The following is a 21,913-nucleotide window of genomic DNA, read 5'->3' as shown; positions in this document are numbered from 1 at the left end:
CCATGCCTTCGCCCAACCTCGTGTTCATCATGTCAGACGACCACGCCGCGCACGCCATCTCGGCGTACGGGAGCAAGGTCAACCAGACCCCGCACCTGGACCGCTTGGCCCGGGACGGCGTACGGATGGACGCCACCTACTGCACGAACTCGATCTGCTCTCCCTCGCGGGCCTCGATCCTGACCGGTACGTACAGCCATATCAACGGGGTCGCCTCGATCTACACCGACATCGACTACCGCGTGCCGACGTTCGCGGAGGTGCTGCACGGCGCCGGGTACCAGACCGCTCTGTTCGGGAAGTGGCACCTCGGCGAGCGGCCGGAGTCGGCGCCGCGGCACTTCGACTCCTGGCAGGTGTTCCCTGGTCAGGGCGACTACGTGGATCCGCTGATGATCGGGCCGGACGGAGCGCAGACCGTGGTCGGGTACGCCACCGACATCGTCACCGACCAGAGCATCGACTGGCTGCGGCAGCGCGACCCGGACCGGCCGTTCCTGCTGCTCGTACATCACAAGGCACCGCACCGGCCGTGGGTGCCGGACGAGAAGCACAAGGAGCTCTACCCGGTCGGCTCGATCCCCGAGCCGAGCACGCTCTTCGACGACTACTCCACCCGCAGCCGTGCGGTGCGCAGCGTCCGGATGTCCGTGGCGGACGACCTCGGTGCGGAGGAGCTCGGCGAGGAGCTGCCGACGGAGCTGCGCGGGCCGGAGAACCGGACCGAGCGGATGCGGTGGAAGTACCAGCGCTATCTGCGCGACTACCTGCAGTGCGTCCAGTCGATCGACGACAACGTGGGCCGGCTGCTCGACGTACTGGAGTCCGAAGGGCTGGCCGAGGACACGGTGGTCGTCTACACGTCCGACCAGGGGTTCTTCCTCGGCGATCACGGCTGGTTCGACAAGCGGCTGATGTTCGACGAGTCGCTGCAGATGCCGATGCTGATCCGCTGGCCGGGCCGGATCCCGGCCGGCACCACCTGCGACGCGATGGTGACAAACGTCGACTTCGCTGCGACGTTCCTGGACATGACCGGGATGGACACCGCCACCGTTCTGCCCTCGTCGCAGGGCCGGAGCTTCCTGCCGCTGCTGCGTGGAGAGGAGGTCGCTGACTGGCCGGACGCCATGTACTACCGGTACTGGGAGCACGACGATCCGAATCACCACGCGCCCGCGCACTACGGCGTACGGACGAAGGAGTTCAAGCTCATCCACTACTACGGCGCCGGCCTCGGCGTACCCGGGTCGTCGGAGCAGCTGTCCGAACCGGAGTGGGAGCTCTACGACCTGGTGAACGACCCCGAGGAGCTGGCGAACGTCGCGGACGATCCGACGTACGCCGAGATCCGGTCCGGACTGACCCAGCGGCTCACCGAGCTGCAGGAGCACTACCAAGACACTCCGTACACCGGCCCGGCAACGCCGCACCCGCACTGGCCATGGACCGCATGACCAGCACCGCCGACGTGAGTGCAGCCTTGGGTACGCCCGTGTCCGGTGTGGAGGTGCTGGATACGTTCGCCGCGTCGGAGGCCGAGGTCGTGCGGTTGCGGGTGCGTTCGGCGGGATCCGAGACCACTGTCATCGCCAAGCACGCGACCGGTGCTGGAGTGGCGGCGGCGCGGCGTGAGATCCGGTTCTTCGAGGAGCTCGCGCCGCGATGGGACCATCCGGCACCACGGTTGCTGGGAGCTACGGATGCTGGTGACGAGATCCTGTTGCTGAGCGAGGACCTGGAGGCGGCCGGCTACCGCGTGGTCGGTGCCGAGGTGTCGGACGCCCAGTTGCACGGCACGATCGACATGCTGGCGGGTTTGCACGCGCGGTTCTGGGACGACGTACCGGAGTACCTGCTCAGCGCTTCGGAGCCGTCGGTGACCAGTTCGGCGCAGGCGTTGCCGGCTGAGATGATCGCGCGGAATGCCGCGGCGGTGCGCAGCGAGACCGCCCGGTTCATCCCAGCGGCGACGGAACTCGACGACGCAGAGCGCTCAGTGCTCGAGGAAGTCCTGGAGCACTGGGAGCTCCAGTTCCTGGCCCGCGTCGCCGACGGCCGCGCGATCACGCTGATCCACGGCGATCTCCACTTCCTCGGCAACGTGTTCTTCACCGCGGACGACCCCCGGCCGAAGGTGATCGACTGGTCGGAGCTGAAGCCCGGGCTCGGACCGCACGATCTCGCCTACTGCCTGTCGGTGGTCCCGACCGGCGACCGGCTCGCTCGCGATCGTGAACTGCTGCGGCGCTACTGGGAGGCGTTGCGCGCCGCCGGTATGGATGACTACAGCTGGGAGCTCTGCGAGTGGGACTTCCGGTTCTCGGTGATCAGCAATCTCTTCCAGTCGGTCTTCCAGCGCAGCGTCAGGTGGTACCGGACGTCGCTGGCCGCGATCGACGCTCTCGACGCCCGCGCGACCCTGACCGGGAAGCCGCCCATCAGCTAGGGCGGAAGCACCCGGTCGAGCTGGCTGCGGGAGGTGACTTCGAGCTTGGTGAACACCTTGCGCAGGTGGTACTGGACCGTGCGGGCGCTGATGAACAGGCGCGTGGCGATCTCCGGGTTGGACAGACCGTCGCGAGCCATCCGCGCGATCTGCGCCTCTTGCGCGGTCAACTCGCTCTGAGCCGGTACGACGCGTTTGCGGGCGGCGGCCCCGGCGGCCTGAAGCTCCCGGCGGGCCCGCTCGGCGAAGCCGGCCATCCCCATCGCCTCGAACATCCCGTGTGCCGTCCGCAGAGACTCCCGGGCATCGGTACGGCGACGCTCGCGTCGCAGCCATTCGCCGTACAGGAGGTGGGCGCGGGCGAGCTCGACCCGCAGCCGGGTCTTGTCCAGGTGCGCGATCGCTTCCCGGTACAGCCGTTCGGCGGTGTCGCCCGCACTGACCAGTGCCAGCGATCGGGCGTGGACTCCGAGCGCCCAGTCGGTGCCGGTCGCGGTCGCCATCTCGCCGAGCCGCTCACAGGCGCGGTACGCCGTGTCGATCGACCCACTGCGGACAGCCGCCTCGACGAGCTCGCTCGGTACGAGCATCACCGACAACGCGTCGCGCGGATCCTCACAGGCTCGCTCCGCCGCCTCGGCCGCGTCCTGGTAGCGGCCGAGCCCGTTGTCGAGGACCGCGGCCGACCACCCGGCGAACGCGATCCCGATCCCCTCACCACGCCGCGACCCGTCCTTCTTGGTGGCTTCACCGAGCGCCAGCGTCTCGGTCCGGTCGCCGCGGAACGCTGCCAGCGCGAGCCGCCCGTACGGCGCGAGGTTCCCGCCGGTTGCCTCGTTGGCCGCCTGGACCTCGTCGGTCAGCAACGCCGCCGCGTCCAGATCGCCGGCGAACAACGACGCATAGGCGAGTGAGGTCAGCGCCAGCGCGCGGTCGTTGACCACACCGGTCTCGCGAGCGAGCTGCAGGTGCCGCCTGGACAGTTGCTCCCACCGGTCCGCGTCCCACAGCCGCAGTGCGGTGGTGGTCGCCATCCAGAGGAGTTGGAGCTCCTCCTCGACGGTCACATCAGTGCCGAACGCCGCCAGAGCCTTGTGCAGTGTCGGCGCTCCGGCGACGTACCCGTCCCGGTAGTACGTCGCGGTGCCGTCCAGCAACAGATCCGCCGACCGCATCACTACCGGCCGCGGTGCGTTGGCTGCCTCGCGGGCCACGGTGATGACGTCGCCGCCCGGAGTCGCGAGCCCGCTGGCGAAGATCGCGGCCGACAGAGCGTCCAGGTACGTCGCCCGCGACAACGCCACGTCGATGGTCTCGAGCCGCTTGGCTGCCTTCAGCATCAGCTGCGGTGCGTCGTTGCCGCGGTTGGTGAAGAAGGCGAGCTGCGCACGGACGAGGTCGGCCCGAGCCTGCTGCAGGTCGCTCAGAGGCTCTGCCTCGGCCATCGCGAGCAGGTCCGCCGCTGAGTCGAAGGCGCCGGTCCCGAGCTCCGCGTGTGCGGCCGCCAGCGCCCGGTCCGCCCGCTTCGCCGGGTCGATCGTCAGCTCGGCCGCCCGTTGCAGGAAAGCGGCGGTCGCGGCCAGTCCACCCCGCGCACTCGCCCGCCCGGCTGACAGTTCGAGCTCGGCCGCAACCTCTTCGTCGGGTCCGGGGGTGGCCTGCGCCCGGTGCCACGCCCGCCGATCCGGATCGGCCTCGGCGTCGGTCAGCTCGGCCAGTACGCCGTGCACCTGACGCCGCTCCGCGGCCGAGGCCGACCGGTACGCCGCCCATCGCACCAGCGAATGCCGGAACCGGATCCGCGTCCCGAACTCCGCCAGCCCGGCATCGGCCGCCGCACTCGCTGCCTCTGGACCGATCCCCAGTCGCTCGGCGGCACGTCGTACCAGAACAGCGTCTCCGGACGGATCCGCGGCGGCCAGCACGAGCAGCCGCCGGGTCTCGTCCGGTACGGCGTTCACCCGGCGGACGAAGCTCTCCTCGATCGTGCCCGCACCCGGCAGACCGAAGCCGCCGGCCAACTGAGCCGGAGACAGCCCACGCGGCAGTTCGAGCAGGGCCAGCGGATTGCCGTGCGCCTCGGCGACCAACTGGTCCCGCACCTGCGCATCGATCGGCCCGGTCAGTACGGCGTCCAGCAGCCGGCGCGCCTCCGTGTCGTGCAGACCACCGATCGGATACCCGGGTACGCCGGCCAGGTCGCCGGCGACCGCACGGGTCGCGAAGACCATCGCCACCGACTCGGCGTCCAGCCGGCGGGCGACGAACGCGAGGATCTGCGCCGAGCACCGGTCGAGCCACTGCTGGTCGTCGACCAGACAGACGAGCGGCTCCTGCTCGGCCGCCTCGGACAGCAGGCCGAGCACAGCCAGTCCGATCAGGAACATGTCCGGTGCGGAGCCTGCGCTGATACCGAACACCGTCCGTAGCGCCTCCCGCTGTGGTGGCGGCAGCACCTCGATCCGGTCCAGCACCGGTGCGCACAGCTGGTGCAGACCGGAGAATGCCAGCTCCATCTCCGACTGCACTCCCGAGGCACGCGTCACCCGGCATCCGGCCGACTGTGTCTCGAGGTAGTCGAGCAGTGCGCTCTTCCCGACACCGGCCTCGCCGTGCAGCACCAGCGCGCGACTCTCGCCGGCCCGGACAGCGCCGATCAGCCGGTCGAGCACGCCGCACTCCAGGTCGCGGCCCGTCAACTCGATCGCACGCCGCCAACCCGGCGGCTCGCCCTGCCCATGCACGTCATCACGCTAGCGGCTGGCGAGCACGAGCGGACCTGGCTGGCCAGTGGCGGATGCGGACGTGGATCCCCGTCCCGCAGGCTCGTGCAGGGCGCGCGGACCTGCATCCCGAGCCGCGGATCGCCGGAGCGATCCGTTCGCGTCCGGTAATCGGCTGCCCTCCGAAAGGACCCTCGCCATGGCCAGACCACTCCAGGACCGCACCGTGCTCGTGATCGGGCGCGGCGGCGGGATCGCCCGCGCCGTGACCACGGCCGCGCGCGACGCGGGAGCACAGGTCATCGCGGCCGGCCGGGACCAGGAGGCCCTCGCCAAGGCGTACGCCGACGACACCGGCGCGTGGGACGCCCTCGGCGACGCGGGCAAGGCGGACTACTTCGAGGACGTGAGCACCCGCAATCCCGCCCGGCGGATCGGCACCACCGAAGACATCGCCACGGCGGTCCTGTTCGCGATGACCAACACCTTCCTGACCGGTACGACGCTGCGCATCGACGGCGGCGAACCGCTCATCTGAGAGGAGCTGAACCATGGGCCTTTCCTGGCAACAGGGTCCGCTCGCCACCGCGGCGATCGGCCGATTCCTGGTCCCCGATCCGCTGCCGGAGCGACTGCTGTTCGCCGAGCCACTGCGCCGGCGGATGCGGGTCAAGTTCGGCGATCGGTGGATCGCCGACAGTGCGGACGTCGTACTGCTGCACGAGCCGGCGCGATATCCGGTGGCGTACTTCCCGATCGGTGACATCGTCACCGGTGTCCTGGAGGCCGCCGAGCGGACCACACAGCATCGCGACCTCGGCGAGACGACCTGGTACACCGTGACCGCGGGCGACAGCAGCAAGGCCCGCTCGGCCTGGCAGCACACCGCTCTGCCCGACCACGCGAGCGATCTGAAGGGACGCGTCGCGTTCGCGTGGCGGGCGATGGATGCGTTCTACGAGGAGGATGAGCGGATCGTCGGCCACGCGGCCGACGCCTACCACCGGATCGACATCCGGCAGACCAGCCGCCACCTCATCGTTCGCGACGGCGACCGTGTCGTCGCCGAGTCCACCCGGCCGCTGGCCCTCTACGAATCTGGCTTCGCACCGCGGTGGTACGTGCCGCGCGAGGACGTGGACGACTCGGCGCTGACTCCGGTCGAGGGCCAGACGTTCTGCCCGTACAAGGGTCTGTGCAGCTACTGGGACATCGGCGACGCCCGTGGTGCGGCCTGGGGCTACGAAGACGCCTGGACCGAGGTACGGCGGATCTCCGGGATGATCTCGTTCGAGCCGGACAAGGTCGAGGTGGAACTGGACGGCACGCGGCTGCGGCTGGAGCCTGGGCAGAGCGTGATCTCGCATGGGGTCGACCGCGATCTGACCGTGGAGGAACTGTCCGGATGAGCGATGCGGCAACAGTGCTGGCGGTGAACGTCGGCCGGCCGAAAGACGTCGGCTGGAACGGCAAGACCGTCTACACCGGCGTGTGGAAGGAACCGGTCGACGGCCCGGTCATGGTCCGGCGGCTGAACATCGACGGCGACGGGCAAGGCGACACCGCCGGGCACGGCGGCGAGATGCGCGCCGTACTCGTCTATCAGCTCGACTCGTACCGGTACTGGGAGCAGCACTTCGGGCGGGACGACTTCGTCTACGGGCAGTTCGGCGAGAACCTGACCGTCGACGGGCTACCTGACGACGAGGTGTGCATCGGCGACCGCTACCGGATCGGCGAGGCCGAGTTCGAGGTGACCCAGCCGCGAGTCACCTGCTACCGCGTCGGCCTGCGGATGGGCGAACCCGAGCTGCCCGCGCTCCTGGTCAGCCGTCACCGGCCCGGCTTCTACTGCCGGGTGATCACCGAAGGGCACATCGAGGCCGGTGACCGGATCGTCAAGACCAAAACCGGCCCGGGTGCCCTGAGCGTCGCGGACATCGATGCCCTGCTCTACCTACCGAACAGGGACGTCGCGAAGCTGCGCATCGCGACGCAGATCCCGGCCCTCAGCCCAGGCTGGCTCGGCTCGTTCCGCGATCTGCTGGAAGAGACCACCACCCCCAAGCCGGCCTGGGACGGCTTCCGTCCGCTGCGAGTGACCGAGGTGATCCCGGAGACCGCGACCGTCTCCTCGATCCGCCTGGCCGCTGCGGACGGGAGCCGGCTGCCGGCCGCACGGGCCGGCCAGTACCTGACGTTCAAACTCGCGGATGCCGGTCTGCCGGTCCCGGTGCGGAGCTACTCGCTGTCCTCCTCGCCCGGGACCGGCTCCTACCGGATCAGCGTCAAGCACGAACCGCACGGTGTCGGGAGCGGCTACCTGACCACGCAGCTGCGGCCGGGCGTCGTACTGGAGGTTGCCGCGCCGCGGGGCGAGTTCGTGCTGGAGGAGACGACCGGTCCGATCGTGCTGCTGTCCGCCGGGATCGGGCTGACGCCGGTGCTGTCGATGCTGCACGACCTCGCGGAACAACGCAGTACGCGCGAGGTCTGGTGGATCCACTGTGCTCGGGGGCCGGACGAGCATCCGCTGGCCGCTGAGGCGCGGGAGCTGCTCCGGTCTCTGCCCAACACGCACGAGTACATCTGCTACACCGCGACCGCGGGCCGCCTCACCAAGGACCAGCTGGTCGACCTGGACCTCCCGGTCGACGCGACGGCGTACATCTGCGGACCGGCTGGGTTCATGACGGACATGCGCGAGGCGCTCACCGCGGTCGGCATCGATCCGGCCGGCATCCGGACCGAGCTGTTCGGCGCGCTGCCGCCGACGAACCCCGGCATCACCGACCAGACCACGCGCCCTCCGCACCAGCCACCAGGACCGCCTGGCAACGGGCCTCTGGTGAGGTTTGCTCGCAGTGGCATCTCCACACCGTTCCGGGACGGCAGTGTGCTCGAGCTCGCCGAGGCCTGCGACGTACCGACGCGCTGGAGCTGCCGCACCGGCGTCTGCCACAACTGCATCACTCCGCTGCTGTCCGGTGAGGTCACCTACTCCCCCACGCCGCTGGAGCCACCGCCCGAAGGTCAGACGCTGGTCTGCTGCGCCCGACCGACCACCGATCTAGTTCTGGACATGTGATGGAATTTTCACTGGAAGTCGTCACCCTGGCCGTCCGCGACGTCGACGAGGCCAAGGCCTTCTACACCGCGAAGCTCGGCTTCGCCCTCGACGTCGACTACCACCCGCGCGACGGCTTCCGGGTCGTCCAGGTGACGCCGCCCGGCTCGGCCTGCTCGATCCAGTTCGGCGAGGGACTGACCGACGCGGCGCCCGGATCGGCCCGTGCGAACTACCTCGTCGTCGCCGATCTGACCGCCGCGCACGGCGAACTGGTTGCTCGCGGCATCAAGGTCTCCGACATCCGGCACAAGGCGCCGGTGGACACCTGGGACGGCGCGTTCGCACCCGGTGTGGACCCCGAACGCCGCAGCTACGCGAGCCTGGCCGACTTCGCCGACCCCGATGGCAACACCTGGACGCTGCAGGAGATCAGGCGCTCATGAAACCGAAGGACCCGGCCGACCTGCCGATGTCCATGGTCGGTCCGGCCACCAGTCCGCTGCGTGCGTTCCTGCGGACCGAGGCCGCCAGCGCCGCGATCCTGGCCGCCGCGATCGTGCTCGCGCTGATCTGGGCGAACGTCGCCACCGAGCAGTACGACGCGTTCTGGGACTGGGTTCTCGCGATCCGGCTCGGGCCGTGGGCGGCCGAGCTGGATCTGCGCACCTGGGTGAACAGCGGGCTGATGGCGTTGTTCTTCCTGGTCGTCGGCCTGGAGGCACGGCGCGAGTTCGACCTCGGCGAACTGCGCGAGCGACGACGGATGATCCTGCCCGTCACGGCCGGCCTGGCCGGCATGCTGATCCCGGTCCTGATCTACCTCGCGATCAACCGCTCCGGCACCGGCGTGCACGGCTGGGGTGCGGCGATGTCGACCGACACCGCGTTGGCACTCGGTGTCTTCGCGGTGGCCGGGAAGCATGTGCCGGACCGCATCCGGACATTCCTGCTCACCGTGTTCGTCGTCGACGACGTCGTTGCCCTGCTCGTCATCGCGGTCGCGTACACCAGCGAGATCCACCTGACCGGCTTGCTGGTCGCGATCGCGGCGTACGCCGGGGTCCTCGCCAGCACGCGGTTGGGCTACCGCTACCGCCGGCCGGTCTTCACTGTGCTCGCGCTCGTGGTCTGGGCGGGTTTGCTTGCCAGCGGCATCGACCCGGTCGTCGCAGGTCTCGCGGTCGGTCTGGCCACATCGGCGTACGTGCCGCGGCGGGATGCGTTGGAGCAGGCGACCACTCTTGTTCGGCTGTTCCGCGAGCAACCCACACCCGAGCTCGCTCGCGAGGCGACGCGTGAGCTCACGGGGACGCTGTCGGCGAACGCGCGGTTGCAGCACGCCTTTCACCGACTGACCAGCTATGTGATCGTTCCGCTGTTCGCGTTGGCCAACGCCGGGATCGTGATCGACGCGGACCTGCTGAAGGCAGCGTTGACCGCTCCGGTGACGGTCGGGATCTTCGTCGCGTTCGTCGTCGGCAAGCCGATCGCCGTGGCGGGCACTTCGTGGATCCTCACTCGGTCGACGCATGGCGCCGTACGTCCGTCGGTCGGTTGGGCCGGCGTACTCGGCAGCGGCATGATCTCCGGCGTACCGTTCACTGTCTCCCTCCTGATCGCGGACCTCGCCTTCACCGGCCCGACGTTGGAGGAGGCGAAGCTCGGCGTACTGGCCGCCGCGATCGGCGCTGCGGTGCTGAGCGTGAGCTTCTACCGGCTGATCGGACTGTTGCCGGTCCGCACCCGCACCCGCGCGCTGCTCGGGGCCGCCACTCTGCCCATCGACCTCGCCCCACCGGTCGACCCGTCCCGCGACCACATCCGCGGTCCGGCGGAGGCGACTGTGACAGTGGTCGAGTACGGCGACTTCGAGTGCCCGTGGACGCAGATGGCTGCACCGACAGCCCGCGAACTGCTCGCCGAGAACAGCCACATCCGCTACGTCTGGCGGCACCTGCCGCTGCCCGACGTACACCCGCACGCCCAACTCGCCGCCGAAGCCGCCGAGGCTGCCAGCCGGCAGGGCATGTTCTGGCAGATGCACGACGTCCTGCTCACCAACCAGCAGAATCTCGAACTCGACGACCTGCTCGGGTACGCCGCCGACCTCGGCCTCGACGTCGACCGCTTCCGCGAGGACCTCGTCGAGCACGACCACACCACCCGCGTCGCGCAGGACGTCGACTCCGCCGATCGCAGCGGCGTGGCCGGTACTCCGACGTTCTTCATCAACGACCACCGTCACGACGGCCCACAAGACCTGCCCGTCCTCAACCAGGCCATCCAACTGGCGTACGACCAGCAGTTGGCTACTTCAACGTGATGCCGAAGCCGGGTTCGTCGGACAGGGTGAGGTGGCCGTCGGCGAGGGTGTAGCCGTTGCCATCGGTGCCCAACGTGTTGCCGGGCACGCCTTCGATGATAGGGACGTTGCCGAGTCCGGCCGCGATGTGAGCGGCGTACAAGGTCTTGAGCGGCATCCCCCAGGCGTGCGGGGATGCCTCGGCCGATGTCTCGGCGAGGCGCGGTATGGTGCGGCGCCAGGCGGTCAGGCCGTGGCCGACGACGTCCATCAGGGCGACGTCGACGAGACCTTCCCGCGCGAGCCGGAGGATGTGGTCCTCGTCCGGGTCGAACTCACCGTCGGCGATCTTCGGCTGCCAGGAGAGCGTCGCGAGGTGCTCGCGCAGGAAGCGGAAGTCCTCCCAGCGTTCGGCGAACGGCTCCTCGATCCAGTACAGGTGGCAGGTGGACACGGCGGCCAGGTAGGCGGTCAGCGCGTTCGCGGTGTAGCCGTCGTTCGGATCGACCAGGATGTCCGCGTCCGGGTACAGCTCGCGGGTCAGCAGTGTCACCTCGATGTCGCGCTCGAGGCCTTCCTGTGGGTCCATCCAGCGGTAGCCGCGGCCGAGCTTCAGCTTGAAGTCGCGGAAGCCGGACTCGTAGTCCTGCGCCAGGTTCGTCCGGATCGCGTCCGTCCCGGCCGGCGCGTCCTCCGGATCCAGGTCGTCGAAGTAGATCCCGCCGCTGTAGCTCCGCACCCGCGGCGACCCGGTACCGCCGAGCATCGCGTACACGGGTACGTCGAGGATGCGCGCGGCCAGATCGTGCAACGGATAGTCGAGGAACTCCGCGGCCGGATCGACCACTCCCCGCTCCGGATCGATCAGCTCGGCCACGTTCTTCCCGATCAGCCTCGCCGGATCACCGCCGTACAGCGGCAGTCCCCAGCCACTGGCGCCGCGATCGGTCTCGACGACGTACGCCGTCGAGGTGTTGCCGCTGCCGTGATGACCGCGGAAGGAGTTCCGTCCGACGGCCCGCAGATAGCGCGAGCCGACCTCGGCGGTCGTGACGGAGCTGACCACATGCCGGGAGAGAGTCACCCTGGAACCCTACGTCGGACCGGTCAGCCGACGGATGCGGTAGGCGCGTCGTCCGCCTAGAGTGCGAAGGGATCGGTGGAGAGGAGTGAGGACCGCTGCGACTCAGCGAACGGCCACGCGGTCCGGTGGTGATCGCCACGCTCGCGGTCACCACGACCATCGGTTACGGGATCCTGTACTACGCCTTCAGCGCGCTGCTCGAACCGATGCGCAGCGATCTGCGCCTCAGCACCACCACAGCGACCGGAGCACTCACCACATCGGTCCTGGTCAGTGCAGCAATGGCTGTCCCGGTCGGACGCTGGCTCGACACCCACGGCGGGTACGGCGTGATGACCTTCGGGTCCGCGCTGGCCACAATCGCCGTACTCGCGTGGTCGCAGGTCCAGACGGCTACCCAGCTGTACGGCGTCTTCGTCCTCATCGGCGCTGCCTCGGCGATGGTGCTCTATCAACCGGCGTTCGCGGTCATCGTCGCCATCACCGCACCGGCCCGGCGGGCGAGCGCGATCCTCAGCATCACGCTGGTGGCCGGCTTCGCCAGCTCGATCTTCATCCCGCTCGCCGGTCAGCTCATCCATGCACTCGGCTGGCGGCATGCGGTCCTGGTGCTGGCCGTCTTCGTCGGGCTGACCATTCCGCTGCACGGGATCAGCCTGCGCGGGACCAGACCGACGGCCGCTGTCACGCACCAGGGCAGCACGCGCTCACCGGCCCGCGTGCTGCGTGATCCCGGCTTCTGGCTGATCGCGTGCGCCTTCGTCCTGCACAACGCGGCGTTGGCGGTCATAGCCGTGCACCTGGTCACGTACCTGGTGCAGCTGGGTCACAAGCCCACTGTCGCCGCCGGCCTCACCGGACTGCTCGGCGTACTGTCCGTCACCGGCCGGATCGTCACCACCGTGGCCAAGCGGTGGCTGTCCATCACGCTCATCACCGCGGCGGTGATGACCTTGCAGGGCATCGCGATCGGACTGCTGCCGTTCATCGGGCGCAGCATCACCGGGGCCGCGATCAGCCTGATCCTGTTCGGGCTGGGCTTCGGCGTCGCCTCGGTCGCTACTCCGGCCATCCTGCTCGACCGGTACGGCGACGAGGGGTACGCCACCATCTCCGGCATTCTCGGAACCCCCACCACTGTCGGCCGGGCGACGGCACCGCTCATCGCTGCCGCACTGGCCGTTGCCGTGGGCTATCAGCCGCTGATCCTCGGCTCCGCGGTGACCTGCCTGGTCTCCGCAGTTGCGCTGGCGTTGACTCGCAGTACCGCCCAGAGTCCCCAACCGGCGTGAGAGGTCACAGCAGACCACGATCGGCCTGACGCATCCTCGAGCACGCCCAGCACAGTGGTGATCGGCACGTGGTGCGGTGCGTCGACACCCAGCGCGTTCGACCACACGACCACACCGTCCGGCGCCAGCGCCCGCACCACCTCGTCCGCAAACAACGGCACATCAGCCAGTACGACGGCCTGCGCGCAACAGTCCCGGACCGGCAACCGCGACGCGTCCCCCTGCAGCCGCTGCTGCGCTGACGACCGGCGCAGCATCTCCCAGGTCAGGTCCATGCTCACGACCCGCGGCCACACGTCCTCGATCAGACCGGTCAGCAGACCCGTACCGCAGCCGACCTCCAGACAGAGTCCGTCGGGCCACGGCCCACCACGCTGCAACGCGTCCGACAAAGGCACCGGCCGGTAGCCACCGCGTTCGCCGTCCCACTCCGGTGCCAGCTCGGTGTAACGGCGTACCACCTCGTCGGCCTGGTCCTGCGACCACGACGACGGGTGGACCGCGAGGTTGAGTGACGCCTGCTGGCTGGCTGCTGCCTCCTTGCGGACCGGCTTGCCGGGATCGGCCGGCACCACACGCGGGAGTTCACGGATCGCGCTCATGCCATTCATCATGCCGTCCGGTCCACGCGCTCGGCGAAGGCCGGCAGAACCTGGTCGGCGAACACCTGCAGCTGGTCGAGCAGTTCGTCGACTGTGTTCCCGACGAACGAGGCACTGAAATGATCGAGTCCGGCCTCGGCGAAGGCTTCGAGTTGAGCACACACCTGGTCCGGCGTACCGACCAGATTGCCGTCCAGGTACGGATCCGGGCCGGCCACGTGCGGCGACCGGACCAGTGCAGACCGCCCGAACCGCTCGCGAGCCTGCATCGCTGTCGTGCCCAACGCAACGATCGACCGCAAGGAGGTGTGGATCGTGTCCGGGTCCCGGCGGGCGCGATCGGCGTACTCGAGCACCTTCTTGCGGCCGTTGCGGAGGTCGTCCGGACCGATCCGGTCGGCGAGCCAGCCGTCGCAGAGTTCACCGGCGCGCCGGATCGCGCCGTCGTCGTTGCCACTGGAGTAGATCGGCAGCGGCGTCTGGACCGGCTTCGGGTAGCACTCGACGTTCCGGAAGTGCCGGTAGTTGCCGCTGAAGCTGGTCAGCCGCTCGGTGAACAGGCCGCGCAGGCACTGGATGCTCTCCCGGGTCAGCCGCGACCGTCTGGCGCCTTTGAGACTCGGCAGCACACACTCGAACTCGTCCCGGTGTGGTCCGACCCCCACGGCGAGCGTCGTCCGGCCGTCGCTGAGCCGATCGAGTGTCGCGACCTGCTTGGCCAGCAGCACCGGCTCGCGCAGGGGCAGCACCAGCGCACCGGCGGCCAGCCGCACCACTGAGGTCCGGGCCGCGACGGCGGTCAGCGTCACGAGCGGTTCGAAGTACTCCGGTGGGTTCTCCCACTTCTCGCGGACGACATGGGTGCTGCTGAAGTGGTCACTGCAGCCGACCTCGTGGAACCCGAGCCGCTCGGCCTCGACGGCGACCCGGATCACCCGGTCGACCCAGCTGTACGACGCCGCCCGGCCCGCACCGGCCAGGCCGGTCGGGAGCTGGACGCCGAACGTCAACGAGTCGGTCTCGGAAGGCGTGGACATGATCCGGATTCTCACCGGCCCGGGCCGGAGCCGCATCCGTCGATCGAACAGTTACCGCTGACCGTCCGCGAACTCCTCGGCGGCCAGCTGACCCAGCTCGACCCGGGACCGCAGGTGCAGCTTCCGGAAGATCTTGTGCAGGTGGTAGGCGACCGTCCGCGGGCTGAGGAACAGCTGCGCGCCGATCTCGCGGTTGCTCGCGCCTTCACCGGCCAGCCGGGCCACCTGCAGCTCCTGCGGCGTGAGCGTCTCCAGCGGCATCGATCGACTCGGCCGTCCCCCGATGCCGGTCGCGCGCAGTTCGCCGTTCGCGCGCCGGCTCCACGGCACGGCACCGAGTTGGTCGAACGTGTCCGCCGCGGCCCGCAGTGGTGCGCTCGCATCGGTACGCCGGCGTTGGCGGCGCAGCCACTCGCCGTACAGCAGCTGCGTGCGCGCCCGGTCGAACGGACGGACCTCACCACCGCGGCCGGCCTCGTCGTGCAGCTCGAGCGCCCTCACGTACAGGTCATCGGCGGTCTCGTCGTCAGCCAGCAACGCCTGGCAGCGGAGACTGACCGCGAGTGCCGACGGTCGGCCGTTGTCCTCCGCCCAGGACGCCAGCTGCTCGAGTCGTTCACGGACCTCCGCGGCGCGGCCGCAGCGGGCAGCGGCCTCGATCAGATCGGGACTCTGGCGCATCGCAACCACCGGATGTTCGGACTCCTCCACATCGCCGTACGTCGCCTGCTCGAGCGCCTGGACTGGTTGCCCCAGGCCAAGATCGAGCAGGGTGAGTGCCCAGCGGCCGAGTGCGACCACCGGGGCGATGCGCTGCAGCCGCGCGTGCCCGAGTGCTTCAGCAGCCAGCTTCCGGCACGACTCCTCGTTGCCAGCAACGGCTTCCAGCCAGGCCAGTAGGGCCTGGAAGTGACAGGACCGGTTGTCCTGCCCCAGCGCGGTCGCCAGCTCGAGTCCCTCACGTGCGTTGGCCCGCGCGAACCGGTATCTGCCAGTGATCGTCTCGACTGTCGCGAGGATCTGCAGCGACAGCACCAACAGCGCGAGCTGACCGCCGGCCCGGCAGACCCTGACCGCCGTCTCCGCACGGCCCAACGCACCGCTGTCGTCGGCGAGCGACAGATCCGCGCCCCCTCGCAGCACCAGCTCCAGCGGCGTCCGATCGTCCACGAGCGATACGTCGTACGACGCCGGCAACCCGAGCGGCCGCCCGCCGGTCATCACCTCCAGCCGATCCGACAGTTCCAGAACCACCCGCGCCGCGGACCGCTGCGAACTGTTCTCCGGGAGTCGCAGCGTGCGCAGCCCAGCGATCGCCTCACGAGACCACTCGCGTTCGTTGGCGAACCAAGCGTTCTTCACCGCATCGACCAGCAACCGAGCGGACAGATCGGGATCTGCTGCGGCGACAGCAGCGATGTCAGTCATCAAGAGTCGGTGGACCGTCACCGGTGATCCCCGGTCGAAGGCCAGGTTGGCGCGTAGACGACGATTCCGGGCGTGCACAACCAGATCGGTGGTCAGCTGATCGGACTGGTCGGCGAGCCGCACGGCCTGCACCGGATGGCCGGCCGAGTCCGCCGCCTCGGCCGCAGAGGCGAGCCGCTGGGCGCGGGCAGCCTCGGACTCGGTCAGCCAGGCAGCCTTCTCGTAAGCGGTGGCCGCGGTCGACGGTCCACCCCGCTGGAGGGCTCGCACTGCGCAGCGATCCAGCTCGTCAGCGATCCGGTCGTCCGGACTTGGCGCGGCGGCAGCGAGCTGCCAGGCACGCCGGTCCGGGTCGAGAGCAGGGTCCAGTGCCTCGGCCAGTGCCGTGTGGGCGGCGAAGCGTGCAGTCTGCGTCGCCGACCGGTAGACAGCCGCGCGCACCAGCGGATGCCGGAACCGCACCCGCGCACCGCGTACGTCGTCCTCGATCCTGACGAGTTCCGCAGCCTCGGCCGCGTCCAGTCCGGTCGCCTCGATGCCGCCGAACCGCGCCGCCCGCAGGATGACCGCCAGCTCCCCGCTGTCCTCGGCGGCTGCGAGCAGGAGCAGCTTCTGCGTCGATTCCGGCAACTCACTCACCCGCGCGCTGAAGATGTCCTGCAACCGCTCAGTCAGCGGCAACGGCCCGACAACAGGCTCCACACCGGCTCGCTGCGCGGCGGACAGCGCGGTTGGCACCTCACGCAACGCGAGTGGGTTGGCGGATGTCTCCTCGATCACTCGCGCGACCATGTCATCGGTCAGCTCAGGATTGCGGGCCCGGAGCAACGAAGTGGCTGCCTCCTCGTCCAGACCGGTCAGCCATAGCTCCGGTGCGCCGCTCAGAAACTCGTCCCGGGCGGCCATCAGCAGCCCGATCCGCTCCGCGAGCAGCCGGCCGGCGACGAACCACAGTGCGTCCACCGATGGCCGATCGAGCTTGTCCGCGTCATCGACCAAGCACAGCACCGGATGCTCGTCGGCGGCCTCCGACAGCAGAGTCAGCGCGGCGAGTCCCACGAGCATGCGGTCCGCGTGGCGGGCAGGCGTCGTACCGAACGCGCTGTCCAGGGCGTCCGCCTGCGGTTGCAGGAGATCGCCTGTCCGCCACAGGAGTGGGCGAAGCAGCTGGTGCAGTCCGGCGAACGGAAGCTCGGCCTCGCTCTCGCCGCCGGTCGCCCGCAGGATCAGGGTGTCGTCGGCACAGCAGGAGGCGGCGTGCTCGAGCAGTGTGGACTTGCCCGAGCCTGCCTCGCCACGCACCACCAGCAGGCCTGGGTGGCCGTCCTCAACGGCGGCGACCAACTGCTGGAGCCGGACCCGTTCCGGCTCCCTGCCGAACAACATGCCCACAAGCTACTGCGTCCACCGCCCGCTGTGGACGCCGGTGCTACTGGAACGCAGGCATCACGTACTTCGCGAACATCCGGAGCTGGTCGAGCATCTCGTCGACGGTGTTGCCGACGAAGAGGCTCGCACAGAAGTGCTCCAGCCCGGCCTCCTGGTACGCCTGGACCTTGGCGCACACCTCGTCCGGCGTACCGATCAGGTTGGCGTCGAAGTACGCGTCCAGGTCGACGCCCTTGGTCATCGTGGTCTGCAACGACCGGCGGAACAGATCGAAGGCGGAACGCTCGAACCGCTCACGCACCTGCTCCGCAGTGTCGCCCAGGCAGACCACCGACTGCAGCGCGGTGGTGATCGCCGCCGGATCGCGACCCGCGGCCCGGGCGTACGCGTCGACCTTCTCGCGGCCGGCCCGGATCTTGTCCGGACCGACCTTGGCCGGCAGCCAGCCGTCACACAGCTCCCCCGCCCGGCGCAGCGAGCCCTCCACATTGCCGCCGGAGTAGATCGGCAGCGGATCCTGCACCGGCTTCGGGTACGACTCGACCGAGTCGAACCGGCGATACCTCCCGGCGTACCCGGCCCGCCGCTCGGTCCACAGCGCCCGCAGCGACTCGATGCCCTCGACCGCCAGCCGGGCTCGCGGTGCGTCCGCCAGATCCGGTACGACGCCCTCGAACTCGTCACGGTAGCCGCCGACCGCGACGCCGAGGATCACCCGGCCACCGCTGAGCTGGTCGAGCGTCGCGACCTGCTTGGCCAGCAGCACCGGATCGCGCATCGGCAGCACCAGGATCCCGGTGGTCAGCCGGATCACCGACGTCCGGGCGGCGATGTTCGAGAGCGTGACCAGTGGCTCGAAGAAGTCCGGCGGCTCGGTCCACGCGTCCCGGATGAACTGCATCGTGCTCAGGTGATCGTTGCCGCCGACGTCGTAGTACCCGAGTTGCTCGGCCTCCACAGCGACGCGGACGACGTCCTGCGCGGTGGCGAACGGGGTCGGGTACATCATTCCGGCCGTGCAGGTAGGAGCCTCGACTCCGAACTTCATCGACTGGCCTTTCGGTCGGGAGCTGTGGGTGCTCCGGACGCTACGGACGCCGGTCACGGTCCGAATCCGTCAGCTGACCGGTCCTGCCGGTCCTGCCTGTCACTGTCAGTGCTAGGCAGAAGGGAGTGAGGTACGGCGGGTCCGGATTCACGACAGTGGAGAAACCAACCTCCGAAAGGACTTTCTCCCATGAGTGTCGTCGGCCTGACCACCCCCGCGGTCAGCCCCTCGCGGCAGCGACTGGTGTTGCTGGTGCTGCTGACCGCCGGGTTCACCCTCGCGGTCGACTTCTCCATCCTGAACGTCGCGCTGCCGACCATCGGCCAGGACGTCGGGCTGCCGCTCGCGCAGCTGCAGTGGATCGCTACCGCGTTCGCGCTCTGCGCCGCCGGCTTCACGCTGCTGTTCGGCCGCGTCGCCGACCTGTTCGGCCGTAAGCGGCTCTTCCTGATCGGCATGGCCGTCCTCGGCATCGCCTCGCTGGCCGGCGGACTCGCCACCTCGCCGACGATCCTGATCGCGGCCCGGATCGCCCAGGGCCTCGCCACCGCCGCAGTCACCCCGGCCGCGCTGTCGCTGCTGACCACCTCGTTCCCCGAAGGACCTCTGCGGGAGCGCGCGCTCAGCCTGAACGGCGCTCTGATGGCTGCGGGCTTCACCACCGGCGCCATCCTCGGCGGTCTGCTGACCGACATCCTGAGCTGGCGCTGGGCGTTCTTCATCAACATCCCGGTCGCTGCCATGGTGCTGCTCCTCGGCCCACGCACTCTGGTCGAGGGCCGGCCGAAGGACCGGCTGCGGCTGGACGTCTGGGGCGCGCTGACCGCTACCGGCGGCCTGCTGGTCCTCGTGTACGGCCTGACCAGGGTCGGCGAAACCTCCTGGACCGATGCCCACGCTCTGATCGCGCTCGCGGCGGCCGTCGTACTGCTGGTCAGCTTCCTCCTGGTCGAGCGGCGGGTGCAGGACGCGCTGGTCCCACTGCCGGTACTGCGTCGTCCGTCGGTCCGGTGGGGCAACCTGGCCGGTCTGCTCGCGTTCGCCACCGAGACCTCGCTGGTCTTCCTGCTGACCCTCTATCTGCAGAAGGTGCTCGGCTACTCGCCTCTGACGACCGGTCTGTCGTTTGCGGTCCTCGGAATCGGCACAGTCCTCGGCGGCCTGGTCGCACCGAAGGTGCTGGGCCGGATCGGCTCGCGGAAGACGATCGTGACGGGCTTCGGGCTCCAGGCTGCGGCAACCGTCCCGCTGGTGCTGCTGGGCACCTCGAGCGGCTGGATGGTTCTGTTGCTCATCACCACGTTCGTCGGCGGCGTGGCCAACCTGATCGCCATCGTCGGCTTCATGGTCACCGCGACATCCAACCTGCCCAACGAAGAGCAGGGCCTCGCGACCGGCCTGACCACGATGAGTCAGCAGGTCGGCATCACGATGGGCATCCCGGTGATGAGCGCCATCGCCACGGCTGCGATGCACGGCGCGGACGGTCCGGACCAGGTGATCAACGGGGTCACGACGGCCATCTGGGTGAACGCCGGCCTGTGCGTGCTAGGCGCCGTACTGACTGGTGCTCTGCTGCGGCCGGCGAAGGGCGGCGAGTGACCATGTGCCGGAATTGTGCGGAGTGGGACCCAGGCACCCGATCTACGATGGATTTCGTGGAGACCGACCTCGGACACTTCCTGCGCAGCCGGCGAGCCCGGCTGCAGCCTCAGGACGTCGGACTGGTCTCGTACGGCGCCCGCCGGGTGCCGGGACTGCGCCGGGAGGAACTCGCCCAGCTGGCCGGGGTCAGCATGACCTACTACACCCGGCTGGAGCAGGGCCACAGTGAGCAGGCCTCCGACGAGATCCTGCTCGCCATCGCCCGGGCACTCCGCCTGGACGACGACGAGACTGCCCACCTGCGCAACCTGGCCCGCCCGTCCAACCACCGCCGTCCACAGGCACCGGCGCCCGAGGCGGCCCGGGACGGCGCCCGCCGTCTGGTCACCGCGATGAGCGGTGTCGCTGCAGTCGCGATGGACCGGCGCAGCGACGTACTGGCCTGGAACTCCACTGCCCACCGCCTGCTGGCCGGCCACTACGACGAGCACAGCCCCGACTCGCCCGACACCCGGCCGAACCTGACCCGGATGCTGTTCCTGGACCTCCACACCCGCGAGCTGTACGTGGAGTGGGAACTGGAGGCCGAGCGGTCTGTCGCGTCGCTGCGGCTGGTCGCCGGTCGGCACCCGGACGACCGCTACCTGGCCGAGCTGATCGGTGAGCTCTCGATGAAGAGCCCCGAGTTCGCCCGGCTCTGGTCGAGCCACTCCGTCCTCAACTGCTCCTTCGGCACGAAGCTCTTCCAGCACCCGACGGTCGGCCGGCTGGAACTCGGCTACGAGGCTGTGCAGTTCCCGGACTCCTCAGCCCACCGCCTCCTCATGTACACCGCTCAACCCGACTCCCCCTCAGCCGCAGCCTTCGACCTCCTCGACCGCGGCACCGCGGAAATCACCTCCTGACTCGGTCCTGTTGCCAATTGCAACCAAGCCCGGCGAAACGTTTCGGGGGCTGGTGACGATAGGTCTCAGGAGGGGGTGATCCGGTATGTGCGAGGCGACCCGCAGGATGTTGGCGTTACTGCGGCTTCTGGAGGGAGAGCGCTCACAGTCCACGGCGGCGGACGACGACGTACTGCTGGACACCCATTTCGGCGTCCAGTCGCGGGAGTTCCCGTTCGAGCGGTTCTGACCTGCCGGTAGGCGGACTGGGCGATCCGGACGGCCAGGGCAGTAGGTATGCTGGCGGGGCTTGACCGGCGGTGGGGCTCGCCGGACCGAACCGTCGCCACCCGGCGGCCAACAGTCCCTACCTGTCGAACCGCGCGGCGCCGCAGCACGAGGCGCCTGCGCATGTCCAGGTAGGAGATCGGATGCAGCACGAGCGGACGGACCCAGCTCCCTGGGAACCCGTCGACCCCGACGTCGACCTGCGCCACGACCGCCCGGTACGCCGTACCGGGGACACCGCGGTCCTGGCCGTCATCGCGGCCGGCGGAGCGATCGGCGCGGTGGCTCGGTATCTGGTCGGGCAAGCGTGGCCGACCCCAATCGGCAGCTTCCCCTGGGCGACGCTGATCATCAACGTCGTCGGCTGCGGCCTGATCGGGATCCTGATGGTCGTGGTCAGCGAGGTCCTGACCCGGCAACGGCTGATCCGGCCCTTTCTCGGCACCGGCGTACTCGGCGGATTCACGACGTTCTCGACGTACACCCTCGACATCCAGCAACTCATCGCCAACCGGCATCCCGGAACGGCGCTCCTCTACCTTGCGGCCACGGTCGCGGGAGCCCTCATCGCCGTCTGGGCAACCGTCACCGCAACTCGAACCCTGGTGGCCCGATGAGATTCCCTAGGTCAACCTCAGGGCGCGATTTGCATGGCGCCTCCGTGGAGCTGGGGGTTGTAGGTGGTGTGGTTTTGCCAGCAGCGCCAGATGAC

At 69.4% G+C, this 21,913-nt stretch carries 18 protein-coding genes; 12 read left to right on the top strand and 6 right to left on the bottom strand.

Annotated elements, in window-relative coordinates; genetic code table 11:
* Positions 1-2 precede the first annotated feature (2 nt).
* Together E0H73_RS10485 and E0H73_RS10480 are read left to right on the top strand one after the other, a co-directional pair.
* Positions 3-1,457 carry a sulfatase family protein gene (locus E0H73_RS10485; protein ID WP_131353420.1) on the top strand — a complete coding sequence of 485 codons (1,455 nt, stop codon included), beginning with the start codon at positions 3-5 and terminating at the stop codon, positions 1,455-1,457.
* Positions 1,454-2,449: a phosphotransferase family protein gene (locus tag E0H73_RS10480; protein WP_165555588.1), complete on the top strand. Its 996-nt coding sequence runs from the start codon at positions 1,454-1,456 to the stop codon at positions 2,447-2,449. Before E0H73_RS10485 ends, E0H73_RS10480 begins: the two co-directional genes overlap by 4 nt.
* Here E0H73_RS10480 and E0H73_RS10475 read toward each other — a convergent pair.
* Positions 2,446-5,193, bottom strand: a complete 2,748-nt coding sequence (locus tag E0H73_RS10475; protein WP_202867313.1) for a helix-turn-helix transcriptional regulator — start codon at positions 5,191-5,193, stop codon at positions 2,446-2,448. The genes E0H73_RS10480 and E0H73_RS10475 overlap by 4 nt on opposite strands.
* 178 nt (positions 5,194-5,371) lie before the next feature.
* On the opposite strand from E0H73_RS10475, the gene E0H73_RS10470 reads away from it, so the two are divergent.
* From E0H73_RS10470 to E0H73_RS10450, 5 genes are read left to right on the top strand one after another with little or no spacing between them, the layout of a single operon-like run.
* Positions 5,372-5,710, top strand: coding sequence for an SDR family oxidoreductase (locus E0H73_RS10470; RefSeq protein ID WP_131353416.1), 339 nt, complete (start codon positions 5,372-5,374; stop codon positions 5,708-5,710).
* Between the two features lie 13 nt (positions 5,711-5,723).
* On the top strand, positions 5,724-6,581 hold the full coding sequence (locus E0H73_RS10465; protein ID WP_131353414.1) for a DUF427 domain-containing protein: 858 nt from the start codon (positions 5,724-5,726) through the stop codon (positions 6,579-6,581).
* Positions 6,578-8,260: an MOSC and FAD-binding oxidoreductase domain-containing protein gene (locus E0H73_RS10460; protein WP_131353413.1), complete on the top strand. Its 1,683-nt coding sequence runs from the start codon at positions 6,578-6,580 to the stop codon at positions 8,258-8,260. The genes E0H73_RS10465 and E0H73_RS10460 overlap by 4 nt, the downstream gene beginning before the upstream one ends.
* Entirely contained in the window at positions 8,260-8,685 is a 426-nt protein-coding gene (locus E0H73_RS10455) for a VOC family protein (protein WP_131353411.1), read from the top strand. The genes E0H73_RS10460 and E0H73_RS10455 overlap by 1 nt, the downstream gene beginning before the upstream one ends.
* Positions 8,682-10,565: a Na+/H+ antiporter NhaA gene (locus E0H73_RS10450; protein ID WP_131353409.1), complete on the top strand. Its 1,884-nt coding sequence runs from the start codon at positions 8,682-8,684 to the stop codon at positions 10,563-10,565. Before E0H73_RS10455 ends, E0H73_RS10450 begins: the two co-directional genes overlap by 4 nt.
* Here E0H73_RS10450 and E0H73_RS10445 read toward each other — a convergent pair.
* Positions 10,552-11,628 carry a mandelate racemase/muconate lactonizing enzyme family protein gene (locus E0H73_RS10445; protein ID WP_131353407.1) on the bottom strand — a complete coding sequence of 359 codons (1,077 nt, stop codon included), beginning with the start codon at positions 11,626-11,628 and terminating at the stop codon, positions 10,552-10,554. The genes E0H73_RS10450 and E0H73_RS10445 overlap by 14 nt on opposite strands.
* 128 nt (positions 11,629-11,756) lie before the next feature.
* Between E0H73_RS10445 and E0H73_RS10440 the strand changes: the two genes are divergently transcribed.
* The gene (locus E0H73_RS10440) at positions 11,757-12,920 is read left to right on the top strand and encodes an MFS transporter (RefSeq protein ID WP_131353405.1); all 1,164 of its coding nucleotides are present in this window, start codon (positions 11,757-11,759) and stop codon (positions 12,918-12,920) included.
* Here the strand turns inward: E0H73_RS10440 and E0H73_RS10435 are convergent.
* Genes E0H73_RS10435 through E0H73_RS10420 form a run of 4 tightly spaced genes read right to left on the bottom strand, consistent with a single transcriptional unit; the run spans position 12,824 to position 18,424 of the window.
* Positions 12,824-13,522 carry a class I SAM-dependent methyltransferase gene (locus tag E0H73_RS10435; RefSeq protein WP_165555587.1) on the bottom strand — a complete coding sequence of 233 codons (699 nt, stop codon included), beginning with the start codon at positions 13,520-13,522 and terminating at the stop codon, positions 12,824-12,826. The two genes, E0H73_RS10440 and E0H73_RS10435, sit on opposite strands and share 97 nt — an antisense overlap.
* Before the next feature lie 8 nt (positions 13,523-13,530).
* Positions 13,531-14,559 carry an LLM class flavin-dependent oxidoreductase gene (locus E0H73_RS10430; RefSeq protein ID WP_165555586.1) on the bottom strand — a complete coding sequence of 343 codons (1,029 nt, stop codon included), beginning with the start codon at positions 14,557-14,559 and terminating at the stop codon, positions 13,531-13,533.
* 51 nt (positions 14,560-14,610) lie between these two features.
* Positions 14,611-17,373, bottom strand: a complete 2,763-nt coding sequence (locus E0H73_RS10425) for an ATP-binding protein (RefSeq protein ID WP_131353400.1) — start codon at positions 17,371-17,373, stop codon at positions 14,611-14,613.
* 43 nt (positions 17,374-17,416) lie between these two features.
* Positions 17,417-18,424 (bottom strand): LLM class flavin-dependent oxidoreductase, encoded by a 1,008-nt coding sequence (locus tag E0H73_RS10420; protein WP_131353397.1) that lies wholly within the window; start codon positions 18,422-18,424, stop codon positions 17,417-17,419.
* 189 nt (positions 18,425-18,613) lie between these two features.
* Between E0H73_RS10420 and E0H73_RS10415 the strand changes: the two genes are divergently transcribed.
* From E0H73_RS10415 to crcB, 4 genes are all read left to right on the top strand, one after another.
* On the top strand, positions 18,614-20,026 hold the full coding sequence (locus tag E0H73_RS10415) for an MFS transporter (RefSeq protein ID WP_131353395.1): 1,413 nt from the start codon (positions 18,614-18,616) through the stop codon (positions 20,024-20,026).
* Between the two features lie 56 nt (positions 20,027-20,082).
* Entirely contained in the window at positions 20,083-20,934 is an 852-nt protein-coding gene (locus E0H73_RS10410; RefSeq protein WP_238163928.1) for a helix-turn-helix domain-containing protein, read from the top strand.
* Positions 20,935-21,019: 85 nt separating this feature from the next.
* A complete protein-coding gene (locus E0H73_RS47140) occupies positions 21,020-21,163 on the top strand; it encodes a hypothetical protein (RefSeq protein WP_238163927.1) in 144 nt (47 codons plus the stop codon).
* A gap of 181 nt (positions 21,164-21,344) precedes the next feature.
* The gene (gene crcB, locus E0H73_RS10405) at positions 21,345-21,818 is read left to right on the top strand and encodes a fluoride efflux transporter CrcB (RefSeq protein ID WP_131353391.1); all 474 of its coding nucleotides are present in this window, start codon (positions 21,345-21,347) and stop codon (positions 21,816-21,818) included.
* Positions 21,819-21,913 lie beyond the last annotated feature (95 nt).

The sequence above is a fragment of the Kribbella pittospori genome (assembly GCF_004331465.1).
Lineage (GTDB): Bacteria > Actinomycetota > Actinomycetes > Propionibacteriales > Kribbellaceae > Kribbella > Kribbella pittospori.
This window is presented reverse-complemented; position numbering and strand designations above follow the sequence as displayed.